Consider the following 19,021-nt stretch of genomic DNA (forward strand, 5'->3'; position numbering starts at 1 on the left):
GCTACATCTTCTCCGGGGCCGCGACGCCGACGAGGTCGAGCCCCGTGCGCAGCACGGTCTTCGTCGCGGCGCACAGGGCGAGCCGTCGGGCGCGCAGGTCGGCGTCGTCGACGAGGACTCGATGCACCGTGTAGAACTGGTGGAAGCGGTTGGCTAGCGTCTCCAGGTAGGTCGGGATCGGGTGAACCTCCCGCCGAGCCGCCGCGTTCTCCACCACCCGGGGAAAGTCGAGGAGCTCCAGCACGAGTTGGCGCTCCTCGGGGGCGAGCTCGCCGGCCGGGAAGTCCTCCACGTCTGTCGGGCTTGCCCCGGCCCGCTCGAAGATGCTGGCTATGCGGGCGTGGGCGTACTGGACGTAGAAGACCGGGTTCTCGTCTGACTGGTTCACGGCGAGCTCGAGGTCGAAGTTGATCTCGCTCTTGTGCGAAGACCGGACGTAGAAGTAGCGCGCAACGTCCTCCCCGACTTCGTCGAGCAGCTCGTCCAGCGTCACGACGTTGCCGGCCCGTCGGCTGAACTTGACCTGCCCCCCCTCGCGCACGAGCTTTACGAGCCGGACGAGCTCGACCTCGTAGAAGTCCTCCGGGAGCCCGAGCGCGAGCAGCCCTGCCCTTATGCGGGGCGGGTAGCCAGCGTGGTCCGCGCCAAGCACGTCGACGGCCGTGGCGAAGCCGCGCTCGTGCTTGTTGCGGTGGTAGGCGACGTCCGGGGCCATATAGGTGTAGGAGCCGTCCTGTTTGCGGAGGACCCTGTCCTTGTCGTCCCCGAGCTTGGAGGAGTCGAGCCAGAGGGCGCCTTCGCTCTCGTAGACGTGGCCGGACTTCTCAAGCTCGGAGATCAGGTCCTCTATCTCCCCGGACTCGTAGAGGTCCTTCTCGTTGAAGTAATTGTCGAACCGCACGCGCACCCTGGCGAGGGTACGCTCGATGTCGTCCATGCACCAGCGGGTCGCGAACGCCTGTATCTCAGGCAGCGCCTTCTCCGGCGGCATATCCAGGTAGACCTCGCCCCGCTCGTCCGCGAGGGCCCGGGCTATCTCGCGCACGTACTCGCCGGGGTACAGCGCGTCCGGGTCGGCGACGGACCACTCCCTGCCGTGGATGTCGGCGTACTGGGAGGCCACGGACTCTCCGAGGACGCGGATCTGGTTCCCACCGTCGTTGAAGTAGTACTCCCTGTAAACCGGTCTTCCCGCTGCCTCGAGTATCCTGGCGAGCGAGTCCCCGTAAGCGGCCTGCCGCCCGTGCCCGACGTGCATGGGCCCCGTCGGGTTGGCGCTGACGTACTCCAGCATGAAGGGCCTCCCCTCGGGCTCCCTCCGGCCGTAGCGCTCCCCCGCCGCGAGCAACGCCCCGACCTCCCCGCAGAGGACCTCGTCCGCGAGCCGGAAGTTCACGAACCCGGGCCCCGCGACCCCGGCCTCCCGCACGTAAGGCGCGTCGAGCGCCCCGACCAGGTTCTCCGCGACTTCCCTGGGATTACGCCTGAACACCCTGGCGTTGGCGAGCGCCACGTTGGTCGCGAAGTCTCCGTGCTCGGGGTCGTTCGGCCGCTCGACGTGGACGGTCTCTAAGTCAAGGTCGTAGACCTTCTTCACGGCCGCCCGCACGTCTCCCGCCAGACGCCCCTCGAAACTCACCGGCCGCCCCCGGGAAATCCGTCAACCAACTCGTCTATCTGCAAACGCATATAGGTGATTCTAGCAGTCAGCACGGCGCCTTTGGCGCCTTTCAGCACGCTTCGGCCTTCGGCCTCGCTCTCGGCCCGTCAGCTTCTTGCCGCGCGGGGCGTTACCAGGATGCGCCGTACGCAACGTTTCGGACGACTCGGAGGCGTGACGGATCGAGACGACTTGGCTGAAAGCCGCGAAGCGGCGTGCTGATAGCGACGCCGGAGGCGCCTCACCAATGGTATCTCTCGCCGCGCTCTATCTTGACGGCGCGGTAGAGCTGTTCCAGGAGCACGACCCTTGCGAGGGCGTGGGGGAGCGTGATCTCCCCGAACGACCACACCTCGTCGGCCCCGCCGATTATCCCCTGCGAGAGGCCCAGGGGGCCTCCTACCAGCAACGTCAGGTCGCTTCGGCCCGCGACGCCGAGGGAGGCGAGCCTCTGGGACACCTTCTCGGAGGAGAGGCTCTTGCCGCGTTCGCGGTCGAGCGCGACGACGTGGGACCCGGCCGGGATGCGCCGAAAGATGCGTTCCGCTTCGGTGGCCAGCACCTCGGTTGGCGAGCGGCGGTTCATGTCTTCTTCGGGGACTTCGATCGTTTCGACGGCGAAGTGGCGGCGCAGGCGTTTGGCGTAGTCGGCGCAGCCGTCGGCGGGCCAGCCCTTGAGTTTGCCCACGGCGACGATGGTGGCGCGACGGATCACTCGAAGCCGAAGAGCCGGCCGGCGCCATCTCCGCGCGCGTAGCGGTAGGTGTACTCGGGGATCTCGATCGGTGCTCCTACCTCGATCCAGGGCGTCGGGTGGTTCGCGATGGCGGCCCGCACCCGCACGCCGCCGTAGCCCCCCTCCCTGAGTGCGCCGTGTACGGTCCCGCACGCCCTGGCCGGGGAGTTGTTCGTCTTCGACAGGTGCGCGAGGACCAGGTCTTTTAGCCCGTGCGGGGCGAGCGCCAGGGCGGCCTGGGCCGACTGGCGGTTGGAGAGGTGCCCGTTGGGGGAGGAGATCCTGCGCTTCAGGTGCGCCGAGTACGGACCCCGCGCGAGCCACTCGGGGTCGTGGTTCGCTTCGAGGACGACGGCTTCTGCCCCTCGCAGCCAGCCGAGCGTCTCCGGCCCGACCTCGCCGAGATCCGTCGCCACGGCGAGGTCGCGGCCGTCGCCGGAGATACGGACGCCACAGGTGGTCGAGTCGTGCGGCACGTCGAAGAAGGTGACCGTCATCCCGCCGACCTCGAACGGCTCTCCGGGTCCGACCGGCGCGACGGTCATGGGACCCAGTTTCGAACCCGTCCGTACTTCAGAGGCCGCGAAGACTGGAACGCCGAAGTCCCTCGAAAGCGCCGGCGCGCCGCAGGTGTGGTCCGAATGGTCGTGCGTGAGCAGGACGGCGTCCACGTCGTGGAGCGTCCTGCCGACGCGGGCGAGAAGTTTCTCCAGGCGCCGCCGCGAGAGGCCGGCATCGACCAGCAGGCCGCCCTCTCCGCATTCGACGTACGCGGCGTTGCCGGAGCTACCGCTGGAAAGGACGCTCAACCGCAAGCCCGCACCATGCCCTCCGTCGGGATCAGGACGGACGAAATCTTAGCACGGGCGTGCGGAGGTTCAGGTCTGCGACTCTACCAGCTCGCCCTGCACTATCAGGCGGTCTTCGTAGTCCGGCAGGGTGCAGGTCTGAAGCGTTACGAGAGATTTGCCTTCTACGGCGTTCATCACCCCGACGTCGTTCGGGCCGACTACCGTTCGCTTCGTCACGCGGTAGAGGAACTCCCTGCCTGCGGCGTCGGTCAGCCGGATCTCGTCCCCCTCCTCCAACTCGTCCAGCCGGAAGAAGACGTAATCCGAAGGGGTCCCCGGGTACCCGATTCGGTGCCCCGCGATGAACACGTTCGCCCCGTCCTGCCAGGGATACCCCGAGGCAGGTATGTGCACGGTCCCGTCCCTGAGCTTCTCCTCGGAGACGGTGTCGAAGGCGGGCACGCCCTCCAACCCTATCTTCGGGATGTCGATGGAGAGGGTCTTGTCCTTCGGCCCTCCGGGGTTCCGTCCGAAGTTGAACGGCGTAACCACGGGGATGGCGCCTGCGGATGAGTCGGACGAGATCAGCTTCGGCGGCTTCGGGTCTCCCTCGGAGTAGAAGTCCCTGTATTCGGGCGCCTCGACGCCGTCTGCACCGGCCGTCTCCACGTTCACCGCCGAAGCGACCTTCAAGACGCCCACGTTGAAGGACGCGCCCTCGGGTATCGCCGAGCCATCTTCGTTGTAGATCTCCCACGCTTCGCGCTCCTTGTCGTAGCGGAAGCCCACTTCCCTATCGTTGTAGACGCCTCCCCCGCCGCCGGGGTTCCAGTTCTGGGTGACGGAGAGCCTCGCGTCCGGTTTGCCGTTCACGAGGGGGTCATCGAGGTAGGTTCCGCTCTCCGAGGTGTTGTCGGGCGTGGAGCGGTGGACGAAACGCTCGGGCTCGGGCGGGATGACCACCTGGAACGTCGCCCCGCCGGGCACCGGCGCCAGGTCCTGGTTGAAGATCGCCCACTTCCGGGCTCCGGGCTCGAACCACACGCCGATGTTATGACCGTACTCTTCCCCACCCCCGCGGGCCCCGGTCGGCGTGGCGAAGACGACGGCGTTCGGGTCGCCGTTGAGGGCCGGATCGTCCAGGTACGTGTAGTCGCCCTTGCTGTTCTCTTGCGTGGCGCTGTGTACGAACCTCGTGCTCTCCGAAGGCTTCGAGGCCGCGGTCTCGGTCGTCCCCTTGGCCCCGGTCTCGCCGCTTGCCGCCTTCTCGATCTGCTCCGGGCTCCCGCCCGCGGCGGCCTTCTTCTCCGGCTTCGCGGCCGTGTCCCGCGCCCGGCGGGATCGTCCCCCCGCCGCCGGATGCTTCCGGGCCGCAGGACTGCGCGAGGAGCAGCACGAAGAGGAGCAGGGCGATAGTCGCCCTGCTCCCCCGGTCGGAACGACGGTTCACGAACACCGTGTTCCTTTGCGGCGTCGGGTTAGACCCGGCCGAAGCTGTTCCTGTCACGGTACTCTTCGCCGCCGGTCTCCATCATGCCGCCCATTATGAACGGGGAGACGGCCGCGAGGACCTCGTCCATGGTGAGCGCGGCCGGGAACGCCTCGACGGCGGCCGGAAGACCGCTTATGAGGTTGGTCACGGCGACCACGTGCTCGCCCTCGACGCCCGCGATGCTGCCGGCGGCGGCCAGCAGCTCACCCTCCTGGATCAGCGGGGCGGCGCCAAGGTAGGCGCCGACGCCGACGGGCTCCAGCGTGGCGGCCGTCTCCAGAACGGCGGCCTGGCTGACGAGCGACTCGTCCGGGAAGACGAACTCCGGCTTCGCGACCGGGGTGGCCCCCCGCTCCTCCAGCGCGGCGATTATGGCGTCGACGTGCTGAACCTCGTGGTCGTAGAGCGCCTCGACGACGGCCAAAGCGTCGCCGGAGAGCACGCCGGCGTCCAGCGCCAGGCCGTAGTACTCGGCCTCCAGGTACTCAAGCGTGAGGGCGAAGTTGAAGATCTCCACGTCGCCACCGCCGCCGGCGGAAGCGCTGGCGCTCGCCGAAGCGCTGGCGCTCGCGGAAGCGCTGGCGCTAGAGTAGTCCTGGGCTGACGCTGTGCGCGAAAGGAGCAACGAGCCACCCGCCGCGCCCGCGCCGGCCGCCGCGAGGGTCTTGAAGAAGTCCCTCCGGCTCTTGGGCCGCGACGCGAACTCCTCCGCGCCCGGCACCTTTACAGTATGCTTCTGCATCTTTAGCTATCCTCCCTTAAATCCCGAACGGTGCCACGGCGTCCTGAACGGCGGCCAGAGGCAGCGCCTCTTCGAAGGCGACGTCGTTCGGCGGCACGACCAGGTTCATTATGTTGATAGCGCAGCGGTGCTGGCACTCGGCGTTGTGGATGGAGATCGCCGCGGCAAGTATGTCCTTGCTCTCGAGCGCGACGGCGGCCGACTGGTATGCCCCGATTCCCACAGGCTCGAGCGTCGCCGCGTAGCCCAGGAACGTGGCCGCATCGGCGGTGGCGTCCTCCGGGAACGTGAAGGCGGGCTCGGCTGGCACCTCGGCACCGAGGTCGCCGAGGGTAGCCGCTATGGCCTCCGCGTGGGCGAACTCGTGGTCCCTGATGACCGCGATCTGGTCGAGGAAGGTGTCCACGAACAGGCCCGAGTCGGCGCCTATCGCGTAGAAGTTGCCCTCCAAGAGCTCTAGCTGGTAGGCGAACTGCAGAATCCCCGCGTCCCCCAGGGGCACGTAGCCCTCGTGCGTGGCCTGAGCCTGCCGCACGGCGACACCGAAGCCGCCGATCCCGGCCGCCGACAGCGCGGCACCCGCCCACGCCGCGGTCTTCAAGAAGTTACGCCGCGATGTCTCCCGATCAAGGGCGATCAGGCCGCGACTCTCTACTTCACTCATCTTCCTCCCTTTCCGTCTTCCCTGGCTTGCATCTCTTGCAACTCTCTTTGCGTCGTACGCCCCCTTCTACGGAAGCCTCCGGGCGACGGATCACCGCACCGCAATGTTTTTGCAAGCTTCCCGCAACACTTCTCAATCGAGACCTGTAAGAGCTCTTCCTGGTAATGTGTCGAATTATGCAGCGACGCTACACAATTCGACACATCGGCGCGTGCCCGTTCGTGATCCGTTCGGGCGACAGTCTCGTAGCTCTCGTACAATGTTTTTCGTGGCGAACCAGAACAGGCAGTACACGGTCCTCGCGGACGAGGACCTCATGTCGCTCCTCGAAGACGGGGACGCGGGCGCGTTTGCCGCGCTCTACGACCGCCACAGCCGGGCGGCCTACTCCCTCTCTTACAGGATGATGGGCGACAGGCAGGCGGCAGAGGACCTGACGCAGGACGCCTTTCTCAAGGTGTGGCGGTCTGCGGGCGGTTACAGGTCCGAGCGCGGGAGCGTGCGGACCTGGATCCTCTCCATCGTCCACAACCGCGGCATAGACCAGCTGCGCTCTCTGGCGAGCCGCCGCAGGACCCAGGATAGGGTGGAGCAGTCAGCCCCGAGGTCCCAGCCGAGCGAGGCCTTCGCCGAGACCTGGCGCAATCGCCAGCGCGAGCAGATCCGGGAGGCTCTCGACACGCTCCCGGCCGAACAACTAAAGATCCTGGAGCTGGCGTACTTCTCCGGCTACACGCACGTGGAGATCTCCAACCTCCTGGACATACCGCTCGGAACGGTCAAGGGCCGGATGCGCCTGGGGCTGAAGAAGATAAGGGACTACTTCGGACAGAAAGACATGGCGGTGCCCAGGTGAGCCCCATGGACGACAGGAGCTTCGACGACCTCAAGGAGGCCTACGTTCTCGGCGCGTTGCCGGAAGGTGAGCGGGCGACCGTGGAGGCGTATCTCGCCCTGCACCCAGAGCGCCAGGCGGAGGTCGAGGACCTGATGGGGGTGGCCGGCTTGCTTGCTTTGTCCGCGCCCGAGCACGATCCTCCCGCCGACCTTCGCAGCAGAGTTATGAGCGTGGTCGAATCCGAGGCCACCCCGCGCCGCGCCGACCGGGACCGTCCCGCCTCCTCCTGGCTCGGCCGGTTCGCCGACCTCCGCAACGTCGCCCTCGGGGCGGCGGCCGTGCTGCTGGTGGGCCTGCTGTCCTGGAACGTGCTGCTGCAGGGAGACGTACGCGACTTGCGCGGGGAGGTCGAGGAGGCGCGCAGCGCGGGCCAGGCGCAGGAGGCAAGAGAGATAGAGCTGGGGGAGCCTGGGCCGAGCAGGGTTCGCGCGCCGAGGTTACGGCGCTCAAAGACGACCGGGCCATCCTCGTCGTCGAGGACATGCCCCCATGCCCGAAGGCCGGACGGGACAGGTCTGGGTAATCCACGACGAGGTGCCGGAGCCGGGCGGCCTGCTCGAGCCGTCGGGCAACATGGCGGCGACCGCCATCACGGCCCCCCTCGAAGGTGCCGACGCCATCGCGGTAACCGTCGAGCCCGCCGGCGGCTCCGACGAGCCGACCACGGACCCGGTTCTGATCAAAGAACTGTAAGGCGTTTGCAAAGAGGTTGGGCTTCTTTGCAAGGCTATCAGCTATCAGCTTTCAGCTATCAGCAAGAGCAAGAAAGGCTGATAGCCGAGAGCGGAGGCGAAGCCGGAGCGGGCCGATCGCTGACGGCGCGGATCGCGGTGGCATTGAGCCACCGCGATCCGCTTTAAAACCGCTGGGTCATCGCTTTTCGCAGGACTCTCTGCGGGAGTTTATTTTTGGGCGAGCCGGGTAGACACAGACGTAGGGAGAGAGAGAACAGGTGAAAGGAGCAAAATGTCCGTAGCACGCATAACCGAGCTAAGCGCGACCTCGCAGACCAGCTTTGAGGACGCCATCCAGCAGGCCATCAGCCGCGCCACTTCGACGCTTCGCGGTGTCGAGGGGGCCTGGATCAAGGACCAGAACGTTCTTATCCAGGACGGCAACATAACCGGCTACAAGGTGAACCTCGAGGTCACCTTCGTTCTGGAGGATGGCTCCTAAAGAAGACGCGAGACTGAACCTTCGCCCCGGCCTGGCGGCCGGGGCTTTTTACTGCCCGCCAGAGGATGGGCACGGGGGGTGATCCGGGACGCCGGACGCGGGGATGGTTTTCGCGGCGCCGCTCGCGGCGGTCCTTGGCGCTTACGTCGGCCATCGCCTGCGCTTTCCGGCCGGCTCGTTCACGGGCGCGATGGCCGGTGTCGGGCTCCTGCTCGCCCTTCTCGGGTTCCCTGAGGTCGAGACCCCGCCCCCGCTCAACCAGATGCTGCAGGTTCTGGTCGGCGTCCTGGTCGGGTTGAGGATCTCCCGCGATTCGCTGGCAGCCGGCGCGAGGACGCTCTTCCCGGCGGCCGTCCTGGCCGCGGTCTTCCTGCTCTCCGGCGTGGCCGCGGCGGCCGCCGCGGTCGGCCTGACGGGGATGTCGCCCGTAACGGCGCTCTTCGCCGCCGCCCCGGGCGGCCTCACGGAGATGGCGACCATCGGCGTCGGCCTCGGCGCCGACGGCCCCGCGGTCGCCGCCATCCACCTCTCGCGCCTGCTGCTCGTGATCTTCGCCGCGAACCTGCTCCTCGCCCGCGCAAGGCCCAACCCGGACGAACCGGCGGGGAAAGAAGACGGGCGCGCGCCGGGTCCGCGAACCGGAGGCGCTCTATTCCGGCTCGGCCTGATCGCCGGCGCGGGCCTTACCGGGGGAATTCTCGGCCTCGCGCTGACGCCGTTGCCGGCTGGCGGCGTGCTCGGGGCGCTGCTTGGTTCCGGGCTGGCGCGCGTCTCCGTCCGGGGTTCGTCCCGGAGCGGGGGTATAACCTGCTGGTCCAGGTCTCGGGCGGGGCATCATAGGCCTCGGGTTCTCCGCCGAGTTCTTCGGCACGCTCGTCCAGCTCGCGGGCGTGGCCCTGATCGTGAACGCCGCGCAGATGCTCGTCTGGGCGTTGGCCGCGTACATCCTGGTCAGGGCCTTCCGATTCGACCCCGATACCGCCACCTTCGCGGCGGCCCCGGGCGGCATGGGCACGCTGCTCTCCATAACCGGCGAAACGGACGCGGACCTCGTCAGTGTGGCTTTTACGCACCTCTTCCGCCTCAGCGCGACCATCGTGGTCGTACCGCTCCTGGTCGCGACGATGTTGGCATAGAGACCGCGTCGTCAGCGGCTGCAAGACCGTACGGGATCAGCGCGCGGACGCCATGCGGAGGGCGAGTGCCCGCATGTGGCGGTCGTCGGTTCCGCAGCATCCTCCGAGAACCCGCAGGCCGAATTCTTCGTGGATCTCCCACATCCCGTCGGCGAAGCTCTCCGGGTCGTCGCCTTCGGGGTGATCGAGTCGGACGAGTTCCTGGGTGCTCAGGGGGGAGGCGTTTGCCTTGAACTCGTTGAGCCGGCGGGACACGAGATCCGAGAACACGGCCTCCTCCCGCAAGGCCCCGGCGGCTATGGAAGGGTGAACGCAGCTGATCGAGTAGAAGAGCGGCGCCGGCGAAGCCGCCGCGTCTATCCGCTCGATGGCCGAGTGGAGCGGCGTGCCGTCGAGCACTCTTCCGTCCCGTTCGAGCACGAAGCTGACCACGTAAGGCAGCCCCGTGTCGCCCATCGCCTGGCCGGCGCCGAGGGCCTCCTCGACCTCGGGGAAGGTCGGCGCGTACAGGAAGTCCACGCCGGCGCGGGCCAGCTCGTCGGCCTGAAGGCCATGATATTCGCGGGCTTCCGCTGCGGACAATGACTCCTCGGGACGGTAGGCATCCCCGCTCGGACCTATCACCCCGGCGACGAATACGGGCCGGTATTTCGAGTCGGCCCGGATCCCACGGTGCATCGCGGCGGCGTCGCGGTTGAGGCGGCGGACCGCCTCGGCGCCGCCGAGGCCGGCCCGGCGCGCGAAGTTGAGGCTTGCCCTGAAAGTCGGGGTGCCGATGATGACGGGCAGGCCGCAAGAGCGGGCGGCGTCGACGTAGCCCTCGAAGATCCGGCGCAGCACCGGGCCGCCGGCCGGGTCGTCGACGAGGGCGGCCACCTGGACGTGCGGAGGCAGCTGGATGCCGGTCTCGAACATCACGCGCGTCTCGATCCCACCGTCGGTCAGCATCAGGGCGCCTCTCCGAACCGCCCTCTCGAAATCGCCCATGGCCCGAAATCTACACGCTTCGGGCGCCCGAGGCGACCCGCCTCTTGTTTATCGGCAGCAAAACAGAGTCCGGTGTCACGTCATTGCGTCGGAACGCGGACGGCTCTGTCGGCGCCCGCCTTCGATGTGGGGTTTGATGTCGAGGATGGGCGTGCCGTCCAGCATGTCGAGCCTCCTGACGTCGATGTTCGCGCCCCTGACCCCGAGCACCTCCAGTACCGACATCCCGACCGGGTTGGGCCTGATCGGAGAACAGAGGCTGAACACGCCCATCTCCCTGCCGTCCTGGCCGGACTTCTGCCGGAGAAACCTGGGAGAGAATCCAGGGCTACGGTGGAAGCCGAAGATCACGACTATGCGCTGGCCCGGCTCGACATCTCGAAGCCCCTCAGAATACTCGTCCTCGATAACCAGCGTCCCCTCCACGTCGGAGACGCTCCAGTGGCGGGGGATCTCTTCTGCATCCGTACGGACGAAGCCGATGGGCCTGAATTCGATGCTCATACCACGTCCCTTCGCGTTCGCTTCGACGCTGACCCGCTTTAGCTCAAGGTACAGCACGCGGCAGGATCGTCCAGCCCCGATGCGATCCTCCCGCGCCGGCGTGGTGGCAGACGAGGACGTCGAGACCCCGCCGATAACCTGGCGGAACGCTTTGCTAAGGTCGAGGTCCTTCGGTAACAGGCAAGGTCTCGAACCGGGTAGTTAGCTGGCTACTCGGTTGCGAGCCAGTCCAGCACGACGGCGGCGGTCCAGGACTGGTCGTCGGAGCCGAGGGGTTCGCCGGTGAAGGGCTCGTAGTATTCGGCGAAGTGGCCGGCGGAGAACTCGTCCAGCGCGGTGCTTCTGAGGTCCTCGGCCCGTTCGTGCTCGCCGGCGCGCAGGAGCGACCACCAGATCAACCACACAGCGACGGGCCACACGGGCCCCCGCCAGTAGCTGCGCGGGTGGAAGCCCGGCTGGTTGGGGCTGGTAGAGGGCGGCAGCGCACGCCGCAAGGCAGGATGACCGAGAAAGTCGGGCGAGTAGAGGGTCTCCATCGTCCCGGCCAGCCGTTTTGGGGGCAGGGAGCCGGCTATCAGGGGGGCGAAGCCCGCCACCGTGCGGGCATGAATCGGCGTTCCCGCCAGCACGTCGTGGTCCAGGCACAGGTTCGTCCCGGGGTCCAGGCGGGACTCCAGACCCTTCCGGCCGCGTTCGATCCAGGCCGAAACCTCGTCCCGTTCCGTTACGCATTCTCCAAGGACCTCGCAGATCTCGAGCAGGGCCTCGTTGGCGGCGACGAGGATGGCGCTGAAGAGCACGTCCTTGACCAGGAAGGGGTGGGAACCGTAGATTTTGGCCTCGTCGCAGCGGGTCTCCTTGATCTTCTCGACCAGCCAGATGTAGCGGGCGTACTCGCGGTCCGTGGGACGCTCCGAAGGGTCGTCCACGTGCCCGAGGTCCCTGCGCCTGTACGGCGGAAGGTCGCCGACCTCAACTGCCCTAAGCGGCGCGTCCCAGCGGGGGGAGTTGTCCGTCCCGCTCTCCCAGGGGTGGTAGATCGTGACGAGGCCCGAGCCTTCCGGGTCGCGGGCCGTCGCCAGGTAACGGTGCCAGCGCAGGAGCTTCGGGTAGATCTCGCGCAGAAAAGAGTGCGCCGCGTCCCTATCCCCCCTCGGGGCGGTCTTCCAGATCCTGATCGCCCCGAGGGCCTGGGTCGGGGGCTGGCACAGGGCGCTCGTGTAAGGGGGCGCGGGCGGCGCGTCGGGAAAGAGCCCGGCGCTTACCCAGTGCTCTGGCCCCGGGAAGTAACTCTCCGCCGGGGCGTGCGGGTTGAAGACGATGTGCGGCACCTTGCCGTTCTTCCACTGGTGCTCGAAGAGCCCGAGTAGCTCCCGGGCGGCCCTGCCGGTGTCCAGGTGCGCGAGGCCGACGGCTATAAATCCGGCGTCCCAACTCCACTGGTGCGGGTATAACTGGGGCGCCGCCCGCGTCCACCCACCCATGTCGTTCAGGCGCAACACGTCTGCGGCTTTCCGGAACAGGTTGAGGGAAGCCGCGGCTCGCATGAAGTCTCAATGCTAACAGAACCGCCCCAAAATGGGCGTTCGGATACGGCGAACCGGGTCCAGGCGTTGTATCTTCTTTGCATGATCCGAGTCGGATACCCGGCCCAGAACCTGACGCTCCCGGCGACCACGAACCGCACGCTGCGGCTGGCCGGCCTCGAGGACGCTGAGAAGGTCCGCGCCCTCGTCTGGGAGAACCTGCTCGGGCTCGAAACCATCATCCGCTGGAACGCGGAGCGGGGCTTGCGGTTGTTCAGGATCGGGCAGGGCCTGATCCCCTTCGCCTCCCACCCGGCCTTCCCCTACGACTGGGCGAGGGAGCACGGCGACGACCTGCGCGAACTCGGCGGCCTCGCCCGCACTCTAGGCGTCCGCCTGAGCATGCACCCGGCCCAGTTCATCAACCCCGGCAGCCCGAACCCCCAGACCGCCGAACGCAGCCTGGAAGAGCTGCGCTACGCCTCCCGGGTCTTCGACCTGCTCGGGAGCGAAGACGCCGTGGTGGTGCTGCACCTCGGCGGCGCGTACGATGACAGGCCAGCGGCCGTCAGCAGGTTCGTCGAGGCGCTGCGGCCGGAGCCGGAGATCCTGCGCTACCTGGCACTCGAGAACGACGAGAGGATCTGGACGGTCGCCGAGATCCTGCAGGCGTCCGGACCTCTCGGTATTCCGGCGATCGTGGACAACCTCCACCACCGCTTGAACCCCGGCGGCCTGACGCTCGGGGAGGCCCTGGACCTCGCGCTGCCAACCTGGGAGGCGAGGGGGTCCAGGCCCAAGATACACCTCTCCAGTCAGGACCCGAAGAAACGCCCCGGAGCCCACGCCTACTCTATCGAACCGGATGACTGGGAGACCGTGGTCGGAGCGTTGGACGGAAGGGAGACGGACGTGATGGTGGAGGCCAAGGGCAAGGAGCTCGCCGCTTTGGGCGTCGCGGCGGGCCAGGAGAGGAGAACCGTTGCATCAGAACCCTGACAGCGATGAGATCCGGGACATCCTGTCCACGTCGAGGACGGTCGCGGTCGTCGGGCTCTCGGACAGGCCCTACCGGACGAGCCACGCAATCGCCCGCGCCCTGCAGGCTTTCGGGTTCGAGATCTTCCCGGTGAACCCCCACCTTTCGGGCCCGGTTCTCGGCGAGACGCCGTTCTCGAAGGTGCAGGAGATCCCGGAGAGGGTGGACATCGTCGACGTGTTCCGCAGGAGCGAGGAGGTAATGCCTGTGGCCAGGGACGCCGTGGCCGCGGGCGCCAGGGTCCTCTGGATGCAATCGGGTATCGTCAACGAAGAGGCCGCCGCCTACGCCCGGCAACAAGGCCTGACGGTCGTCATGGACCGCTGCATAAAGGTGGATTACGCCTCGCTGGTAGGACGTTAGCCCCGATTACGCATCGGCCGATCCGGGTAGGTCTACGATGCCGTGCGCGGGCTAGCGCGTCTGATTCGGGAGGAGAGGGTACATGGCCAGTATCTGCGTTTTTGACGTCAACGAGACGCTGCTAGACCTCGGGGCGCTAGACCCGCGCTTCGAGCGGGTCTTCGGCGACGCCGCGGTCCGGCGGGAGTGGTTCCAGCAGGTACTCCAGTCGGCATTCGTCGCGACGATAACGGGGGCGTACTCGGACTTTGGAACCATCGGCGGCGCCGCGCTCCAGATGACGGCCGCGCGGCGCGGAGTGAAGGTTTCGGAGGAGGACCAACAACACATCCTCGCCGGCATGCGCGAGCTGCCGCCCCACCCCGAGGCGCCAGACGCGCTCGACCGCCTGCGCGACGCCGGCATCAGGCTCGCCGCGCTCACCAACTCGACGGAGGAGGTCGCGAACACCCAGCTCTCCAACGCCGGCCTCGCCGACCGCTTCGAGCAGATACTCTCCGCCGACACCGTACAGCGCCTGAAACCCGCGCCCGAACCCTACCGCGCCGCCGCAGAGAGCCTGGGCGTCGGCGTGGAGGACGTCAGACTAGTCGCGGCCCACGCCTGGGACGTGGCCGGCGCCATGAGGGCCGGCTGCGCCGCCGCCTTCGTCGCCAGGCCCGGCATGGTGCTCGACCCGCTCGCCCCGGCGCCAGAGGTCGTGGGATCCGACCTGAACGAGGTCGCCTCCCTCATTATCGCGGCCGACGCGTAAGGGCCAACAGCCGAAGCTCCGGGTATGGATTGCCCCCCTTTCGATATGTTCTTCTACGGCACGCTCATGCGCGGACAACGCAACCACGCTTACTGCCACGGCGCCTTGCGGGCGCGAAACGCGACCGTGCGGGGCTCCCTCTACGACCTGCCCGAGGGATACCCTGCCCTGGTGGTGCTCGAAGAAGACGTCCTGGCCGTCGGAACCGCAAACCCCATACGCGATGCCAGTGAGGCCCGCTTCAGGACGCGGCCGGACGGCATACCGGCCCTCGAACAACCCACCGTCTCCGGGGAGCTGTACACCTTCGACGACGCGGGGGAGCGTCTACGGGCCCTCGACCGGCTAGAAGGGTTCGTGCCGGGGGACCCCACCAGCCCCTACGAACGCGTCCTCATACCCGCCCATGCGGAAGACGGGACGCTCACCTTCGCATGGTCTTACGTCGTGCGGCATCCGACCGGCAGGCACCTACCCGGGGGCCACTGGCCCGCCTGACGAAGCAGGGCGAGCTATCAGCAATTAGCCCTCTTCGGCCTGCTCCGCAGGCCTCCGCTTTCAGCGGTCAGCTTTTTGCCCTCGCTGAAAGCTCTAAGAACTCGTTCCCTGGTCGTCGGCGTCCACCACCTCTTCGCGGATGATGCGGCGTCGGATTTTGGTTCGACCGCCCTCCTGAAAGGTCTCGGTCTCCTCGGTCTGGCGGGTGGTCGATGGCGTCGACCCGGACGAGCTTTCCGACGACGAACCGCCCGTAGCGCCGGACGAACCCGTGTCTCCGTACCGGCTCTCGGTCCCTTCCGAGCTTCCGCGCTCCTCGGTATACCCTTCGGACCTTGAGGAAGATTCACTGGAACCCTGATACGCGGCGGTCCCTGCGCTCCCCGCGGATGCCGCGTCCGAGTCCCGGCGTTCACCGTACTCTGTATCCACGCCGGAAGAACCGCTCGCGTCGTCCCGGGTGTCGTAGTTCGACGACTCGCGGTCCCTATCGCCAGAATCGTACGACGACGAGCCCTGATCCGAGTACCCCCGGTCGCCCTCGTCGCGGTCCGAGGTCCCGGAAGCCGCGCCGCCGTAAGGGCCGCGCTCGGACCCGCTTCCGAGGGATTCGAGGCCGAAATGGCTGCGGATGCGCTCCTCGTATTCCCTGGTCACTTCGTCGTCGTCGCTAAAGTTTGGGGCGTCCTTGACGTGGTCCTTCGACTCGGAGACCTCTATGGTCCTGTCGTTCTCGTTGATTCGGATGATCTCGGTTGGGATCAGGGTGGACTTGGTCCCGAAGAAGCCCATCTTGACGCCGATGTACTCCTCGTTGTCCGACTCGTCCACGAAAAGGTCGTCTACCTTCCCGATCTTGCTTCCCGCGTTGTCGTAGACGGTGTAACCTTCGTACTTCTCCTCGAGCTCCCGCAGACGCTCTTCGCTGGCCACTTTGCTCCTCCTCTATAAACCTCTATCCACCATGTCTTGCGTACCCGCGGCGAGTCCGTGGCTAAACATCTCAAACTCGCCCACCCGGCACCCTTGCTAGACTTTGGCCGGGAGCTCTTCCGGGGGTGTGAACGTGGCTTTTGACGGATCGGAGAACGCGAGGGTCTTGTCGGTTGACGTTGGCTCGTCCTCGGTGCGCGCCGCCCTGCACGACGCCAGGGGCGACGCAATCGAAGAATCGGCCGTCAAGTTCGACCACGAGTTCGACTACACCCCCGACGGCGGCGCCACCGCGGACGCCGACGAACTCCTCGACCTGGTGGCCCGCGCGATAGACGGCGCCCTCTCCCGCGCCGGCGACGCCAGCATCTTGTGCGTGGCAACCGGCACTTTCTGGCACTCGGTGCTCGGCGTCGGCGGAGACGGGGGCCCGACCACCCCCATCCTGACCTGGGCCGACCGCCGGGCGGCCGGCGCCGCCGGAGGCCTGCGCGAACGGCTCGACGAGACCGCCGTGCACCGGCGGACCGGCGCCCCCCTCCACTCCAGTTACTGGCCCGCCAAGCTCCTCTGGCTCCGCCAGGCGGACCCGGCCGCGTTCCGCAGGACGAGGCGGTGGGTCTCCCCCGCCGACTACTTCTACGCGCGCCTCTTCGGCAGATCCCCCACCATCGGCACCTCGATGGCCTCGGCCACGGGCCTTTTCGACCAGAACGCGAAGCGCTGGGATGCCGAGACCCTGGAAGCCCTCCCCGTGTACGAGGCGCAACTCCCCGACCTTTCGGACGAGCCGCTGACAGGGCTCAAAGGCGAATGGGCCGAGCGCTGGCCCGCGCTAAAGGATGTGCCGTGGTTCCAGGCCGCGGGGGACGGCGCTTGCTCGAACATTGGAAGTGGCTGCACCGGCGGCGACCGGCTCGCGTTGATGGTCGGCACGAGCGGCGCTATGAGGGTGCTGTGGCGGGCTGACAGGGTCGAGATACCGCCCGGCCCGTGGTGCTACAGGGCGGACGCGAGCCGCTTCGTCATGGGCGGGGCGCTCTCTGACGGGGGCAACCTCGTCGGCTGGCTCAGGGACACCCTCCGCCTGCCGGATCCCGACGAGACGGAGAAGCTGCTGGCCGAGATGGAACCGGACGCCCACGGCCTAACTTTCCTCCCGATCCTGAACGGCGAACGCGGCCCCTCCTGGGCCGACAAGGCCAACGGGACCATCTCGGGCCTCTCCATGAGCAACACGCCGCTGGAGATCCTGCGCGCCGCCATGGAAGCCGTCGCCCACCGCTTCGCCCTCATAGCCGAGATCCTCCAAGAAGCCTCCCCCACCGACAAACGGGTGATAGCCACGGGAGGCGGCCTCCTCAACTCCCCGACCTGGACCCAGATAATGGCCGACGCCCTGGGCCGCCCCGTGACCATCTCGGCCGTCGAAGAGGCCTCCAGCCGCGGCGCCACCCTTCTCGCCCTCGAAGCCCTCGGCGGTCCCCGCATAGAAGAAACAGAAGCCCCCCTGGGTGAGACCTTCGAGCCGGACCCGGCGAGGCACGAAACCTACAGCAACGCCCTCGAACGCCAACGCCGCCTGTACGAAGCAGTGTTGTCTTAGCTTTCAGCCGTCAGCTTTCAGCGGTCAGCCAGTCGTCTGCGGCGGAGGTCAGCCTGTGACCACGAAGGACAAAGTCAAGCGCATAGAGAGGGCGGTCATCCCTCGGAGAAAGCTGAGGGCTGACCGCTGAAAGCGCGAACGCGCCAGCGTTCGCTAGCGCTCGCCCATCGGCACGTAATCGGTCTGGCGGGGGCCGGTGTAGATCTGACGCGGGCGGGCGATCCTGAACTCCTCGTCGTTCATGAGCTCCATCCACTGGGCCGTCCAGCCGGGGGTCCGTCCGATGGCGAACATGACGGTGAAAGCGTCGGTCGGGATGCCCATCGCCTCGTAGATGATCCCGGACCAGTAGTCCACGTTCGGGTAGAGCTTGCGGTCGGTGAAGTACTCGTCGTCGAGCGCCCGCTTCTCGAGCTCTATGGCGACGTCGAGGAGCGGGCTGCTCTTGCCGGTCGCCTCCAAAACCTCGTCGACGTGGCCGCGGATGATGCGGGCGCGCGGGTCGTAGTTCTTGTAGACCCTGTGCCCGAAGCCCATCAGCCGCTCGTTGCCGTCCTTGACGCTCTGCAGGAAGTCGGGGATGTTGTCCGCGGACTTGATGCGCTCGAGCATCTTTAGGACCGCCACGTTGGCCCCGCCGTGCGAGGGTCCGTAGAGCCCGGCCACGCCCGCGGCTACGGAGGTGAAGGGGTCGTTTATCGCGCTGCCCACCACCCTCACGGCCGCGGCCGAGCAGTTCTGCTCGTGGTCGGCGTGGAGGATGAAGAGGACGTCCAGAGCCTTCTCTATCCTGGGGTCGGGCTCGTAGCGGGGCTCGGCCATCTTGAAGAGCATGGAGAGGAAGTTGCCCGTGTACGTCAGGTCGTTGTCCGGGTAAACGTAGGGCAGGCCGAGGCTGTGGCGGTAGGCGAAGGCGGCGAGGGTGGGCATCTTGGCGATCAGGCGCACGGCCGAGACGTAGCGCTGGAACTCGTCGGAGGTGTCCCTCGCCTCCGGGTAGAAGGTCGAGAGCGCGCCGACGCTCGCGAGCAGCATGCCCATGGGGTTCGCGTCGTGGCGAAAGCCGTCCATGAAGCGCTTGATCATCTCGTGAACGTAGGTGTGGTGGGTGATGTCGTAGACCCACTCGTCGTACTCTTTCTGCGTTGGCAGGTGCCCGTGAAGCACCAGGTACGAGACCTCCAGGAAGTTGGAGTGCTCGGTGAGCTGCTCGATCGGGATGCCCCTGTGCTCCAGGATGCCCTTCTCGCCGTCGATGTAGGTGACCGCACTCCGGCAACTCGCCGTGTTGGTGAAGCCGGGGTCGTAGGTCATCAGGCCGAAGTCCTCGTCGTCGGTCTTGATCTGGCGCAGGTCCATCGCCTTGACGGTCCCGTCCTTGATCTCGACGTCGTAACTCTTGCCCGTCCTGTTGTCCGTGATCGACAGGCTCTCAACACCCGAAGCCGTGCCCGCCCGACCGTTCCCCGTGCTCTGCGACTCTTCGCTCAAGTGAGCCCCTTTCTAAATACCAAGG

Annotated in this window: 20 protein-coding genes and 1 pseudogene; 10 read left to right on the forward strand and 11 right to left on the reverse strand. The window is 67.2% G+C overall.

Features of this window, described 5'->3' with window-relative positions; translation table 11 throughout:
- Position 1 precedes the first annotated feature (1 nt).
- From argS to GBA63_RS11865, 6 genes are all read right to left on the reverse strand, one after another.
- On the reverse strand, positions 2-1,639 hold the full coding sequence (argS, locus tag GBA63_RS11840) for an arginine--tRNA ligase (RefSeq protein ID WP_166176317.1): 1,638 nt from the start codon (positions 1,637-1,639) through the stop codon (positions 2-4).
- 262 nt (positions 1,640-1,901) lie between these two features.
- Positions 1,902-2,375 carry a 23S rRNA (pseudouridine(1915)-N(3))-methyltransferase RlmH gene (locus GBA63_RS11845; RefSeq protein WP_207956736.1) on the reverse strand — a complete coding sequence of 158 codons (474 nt, stop codon included), beginning with the start codon at positions 2,373-2,375 and terminating at the stop codon, positions 1,902-1,904.
- Positions 2,372-3,211 carry an MBL fold metallo-hydrolase gene (locus GBA63_RS11850; protein ID WP_166176319.1) on the reverse strand — a complete coding sequence of 280 codons (840 nt, stop codon included), beginning with the start codon at positions 3,209-3,211 and terminating at the stop codon, positions 2,372-2,374. Before GBA63_RS11850 ends, GBA63_RS11845 begins: the two co-directional genes overlap by 4 nt.
- 63 nt (positions 3,212-3,274) lie before the next feature.
- Complete coding sequence (locus tag GBA63_RS11855) at positions 3,275-4,459, reverse strand: class D sortase (protein ID WP_456115165.1); 1,185 nt, start codon at positions 4,457-4,459, stop codon at positions 3,275-3,277.
- 206 nt (positions 4,460-4,665) lie between these two features.
- Positions 4,666-5,421 carry a ferritin-like domain-containing protein gene (locus GBA63_RS11860; protein ID WP_166176323.1) on the reverse strand — a complete coding sequence of 252 codons (756 nt, stop codon included), beginning with the start codon at positions 5,419-5,421 and terminating at the stop codon, positions 4,666-4,668.
- A 16-nt stretch (positions 5,422-5,437) separates the two neighbouring features.
- Positions 5,438-6,085 carry a ferritin-like domain-containing protein gene (locus tag GBA63_RS11865; protein ID WP_166176325.1) on the reverse strand — a complete coding sequence of 216 codons (648 nt, stop codon included), beginning with the start codon at positions 6,083-6,085 and terminating at the stop codon, positions 5,438-5,440.
- A gap of 268 nt (positions 6,086-6,353) precedes the next feature.
- Between GBA63_RS11865 and GBA63_RS11870 the strand changes: the two genes are divergently transcribed.
- The 5 genes and pseudogenes from GBA63_RS11870 to GBA63_RS11890 all read left to right on the forward strand — a co-directional run bounded on the left by GBA63_RS11870 (position 6,354) and on the right by GBA63_RS11890 (position 9,295).
- Positions 6,354-6,941, forward strand: a complete 588-nt coding sequence (locus GBA63_RS11870) for an RNA polymerase sigma factor (RefSeq protein WP_228282104.1) — start codon at positions 6,354-6,356, stop codon at positions 6,939-6,941.
- Between the two features lie 531 nt (positions 6,942-7,472).
- Positions 7,473-7,676 carry an anti-sigma factor gene (locus GBA63_RS11875; RefSeq protein ID WP_166176329.1) on the forward strand — a complete coding sequence of 68 codons (204 nt, stop codon included), beginning with the start codon at positions 7,473-7,475 and terminating at the stop codon, positions 7,674-7,676.
- 273 nt (positions 7,677-7,949) lie between these two features.
- A complete protein-coding gene (locus tag GBA63_RS11880) occupies positions 7,950-8,159 on the forward strand; it encodes a dodecin family protein (protein WP_166176331.1) in 210 nt (69 codons plus the stop codon).
- A 103-nt stretch (positions 8,160-8,262) separates the two neighbouring features.
- Positions 8,263-8,670: pseudogene (locus GBA63_RS24395) on the forward strand (AbrB family transcriptional regulator); the annotation flags it as partial.
- A gap of 325 nt (positions 8,671-8,995) precedes the next feature.
- Positions 8,996-9,295: an AbrB family transcriptional regulator gene (locus GBA63_RS11890; RefSeq protein ID WP_228282554.1), complete on the forward strand. Its 300-nt coding sequence runs from the start codon at positions 8,996-8,998 to the stop codon at positions 9,293-9,295.
- 36 nt (positions 9,296-9,331) lie between these two features.
- Here GBA63_RS11890 and GBA63_RS11895 read toward each other — a convergent pair whose 3' ends face one another.
- From GBA63_RS11895 to ggh, 3 genes are all read right to left on the reverse strand, one after another.
- Positions 9,332-10,282, reverse strand: a complete 951-nt coding sequence (locus GBA63_RS11895; RefSeq protein ID WP_166176332.1) for a homocysteine S-methyltransferase family protein — start codon at positions 10,280-10,282, stop codon at positions 9,332-9,334.
- A 75-nt stretch (positions 10,283-10,357) separates the two neighbouring features.
- Entirely contained in the window at positions 10,358-10,786 is a 429-nt protein-coding gene (gene tsaA, locus GBA63_RS11900) for a tRNA (N6-threonylcarbamoyladenosine(37)-N6)-methyltransferase TrmO (protein ID WP_166176334.1), read from the reverse strand.
- A gap of 209 nt (positions 10,787-10,995) precedes the next feature.
- Positions 10,996-12,333, reverse strand: a complete 1,338-nt coding sequence (gene ggh, locus GBA63_RS11905; RefSeq protein ID WP_166176336.1) for a glucosylglycerate hydrolase — start codon at positions 12,331-12,333, stop codon at positions 10,996-10,998.
- An 81-nt stretch (positions 12,334-12,414) separates the two neighbouring features.
- On the opposite strand from ggh, the gene uvsE reads away from it, so the two are divergent.
- The 4 genes from uvsE to GBA63_RS11925 all read left to right on the forward strand — a co-directional run bounded on the left by uvsE (position 12,415) and on the right by GBA63_RS11925 (position 14,966).
- Positions 12,415-13,311, forward strand: coding sequence for a UV DNA damage repair endonuclease UvsE (uvsE, locus tag GBA63_RS11910; RefSeq protein WP_166176338.1), 897 nt, complete (start codon positions 12,415-12,417; stop codon positions 13,309-13,311).
- Positions 13,295-13,714, forward strand: a complete 420-nt coding sequence (locus GBA63_RS11915) for a CoA-binding protein (protein ID WP_166176340.1) — start codon at positions 13,295-13,297, stop codon at positions 13,712-13,714. Before uvsE ends, GBA63_RS11915 begins: the two co-directional genes overlap by 17 nt.
- Before the next feature lie 82 nt (positions 13,715-13,796).
- Positions 13,797-14,468 carry a haloacid dehalogenase type II gene (locus GBA63_RS11920; RefSeq protein ID WP_166176342.1) on the forward strand — a complete coding sequence of 224 codons (672 nt, stop codon included), beginning with the start codon at positions 13,797-13,799 and terminating at the stop codon, positions 14,466-14,468.
- A 24-nt stretch (positions 14,469-14,492) separates the two neighbouring features.
- A complete protein-coding gene (locus tag GBA63_RS11925; protein ID WP_166176344.1) occupies positions 14,493-14,966 on the forward strand; it encodes a gamma-glutamylcyclotransferase family protein in 474 nt (157 codons plus the stop codon).
- A 93-nt stretch (positions 14,967-15,059) separates the two neighbouring features.
- Here GBA63_RS11925 and GBA63_RS11930 read toward each other — a convergent pair whose 3' ends face one another.
- The gene (locus tag GBA63_RS11930; RefSeq protein WP_166176346.1) at positions 15,060-15,899 is read right to left on the reverse strand and encodes a PRC-barrel domain-containing protein; all 840 of its coding nucleotides are present in this window, start codon (positions 15,897-15,899) and stop codon (positions 15,060-15,062) included.
- Positions 15,900-16,065: 166 nt separating this feature from the next.
- Between GBA63_RS11930 and GBA63_RS11935 the strand changes: the two genes are divergently transcribed.
- Positions 16,066-17,505, forward strand: coding sequence for a gluconokinase (locus GBA63_RS11935; RefSeq protein ID WP_266096266.1), 1,440 nt, complete (start codon positions 16,066-16,068; stop codon positions 17,503-17,505).
- A 153-nt stretch (positions 17,506-17,658) separates the two neighbouring features.
- On the opposite strand, the gene GBA63_RS11940 is transcribed toward GBA63_RS11935, so the two are convergent.
- Positions 17,659-18,996: a citrate synthase gene (locus tag GBA63_RS11940; RefSeq protein WP_228282106.1), complete on the reverse strand. Its 1,338-nt coding sequence runs from the start codon at positions 18,994-18,996 to the stop codon at positions 17,659-17,661.
- Positions 18,997-19,021: the final 25 nt, after the last annotated feature.

This window comes from Rubrobacter tropicus, assembly GCF_011492945.1.
Taxonomy (GTDB): Bacteria; Actinomycetota; Rubrobacteria; order Rubrobacterales; family Rubrobacteraceae; genus Rubrobacter_D; species Rubrobacter_D tropicus.

Excerpts from the sequence above, each read along its gene's own strand:
- GBA63_RS11895 (WP_166176332.1), bottom strand. The coding sequence starts at position 10,282 with ATGGGCGATTTCGAGAGGGCGGTTCGGAGAGGCGCCCTGATGCTGACC.
- GBA63_RS11925 (WP_166176344.1), top strand. The coding sequence starts at position 14,493 with ATGGATTGCCCCCCTTTCGATATGTTCTTCTACGGCACGCTCATGCGC.
- GBA63_RS11920 (WP_166176342.1), top strand. The coding sequence starts at position 13,797 with ATGGCCAGTATCTGCGTTTTTGACGTCAACGAGACGCTGCTAGACCTC.
- GBA63_RS11880 (WP_166176331.1), top strand. The coding sequence starts at position 7,950 with ATGTCCGTAGCACGCATAACCGAGCTAAGCGCGACCTCGCAGACCAGC.
- uvsE (WP_166176338.1), top strand. The coding sequence starts at position 12,415 with ATGATCCGAGTCGGATACCCGGCCCAGAACCTGACGCTCCCGGCGACC.
- tsaA (WP_166176334.1), bottom strand. The coding sequence starts at position 10,786 with ATGAGCATCGAATTCAGGCCCATCGGCTTCGTCCGTACGGATGCAGAA.
- ggh (WP_166176336.1), bottom strand. The coding sequence starts at position 12,333 with ATGCGAGCCGCGGCTTCCCTCAACCTGTTCCGGAAAGCCGCAGACGTG.
- GBA63_RS11865 (WP_166176325.1), bottom strand. The coding sequence starts at position 6,085 with ATGAGTGAAGTAGAGAGTCGCGGCCTGATCGCCCTTGATCGGGAGACA.
- GBA63_RS11860 (WP_166176323.1), bottom strand. The coding sequence starts at position 5,421 with ATGCAGAAGCATACTGTAAAGGTGCCGGGCGCGGAGGAGTTCGCGTCG.
- GBA63_RS11875 (WP_166176329.1), top strand. The coding sequence starts at position 7,473 with ATGCCCGAAGGCCGGACGGGACAGGTCTGGGTAATCCACGACGAGGTG.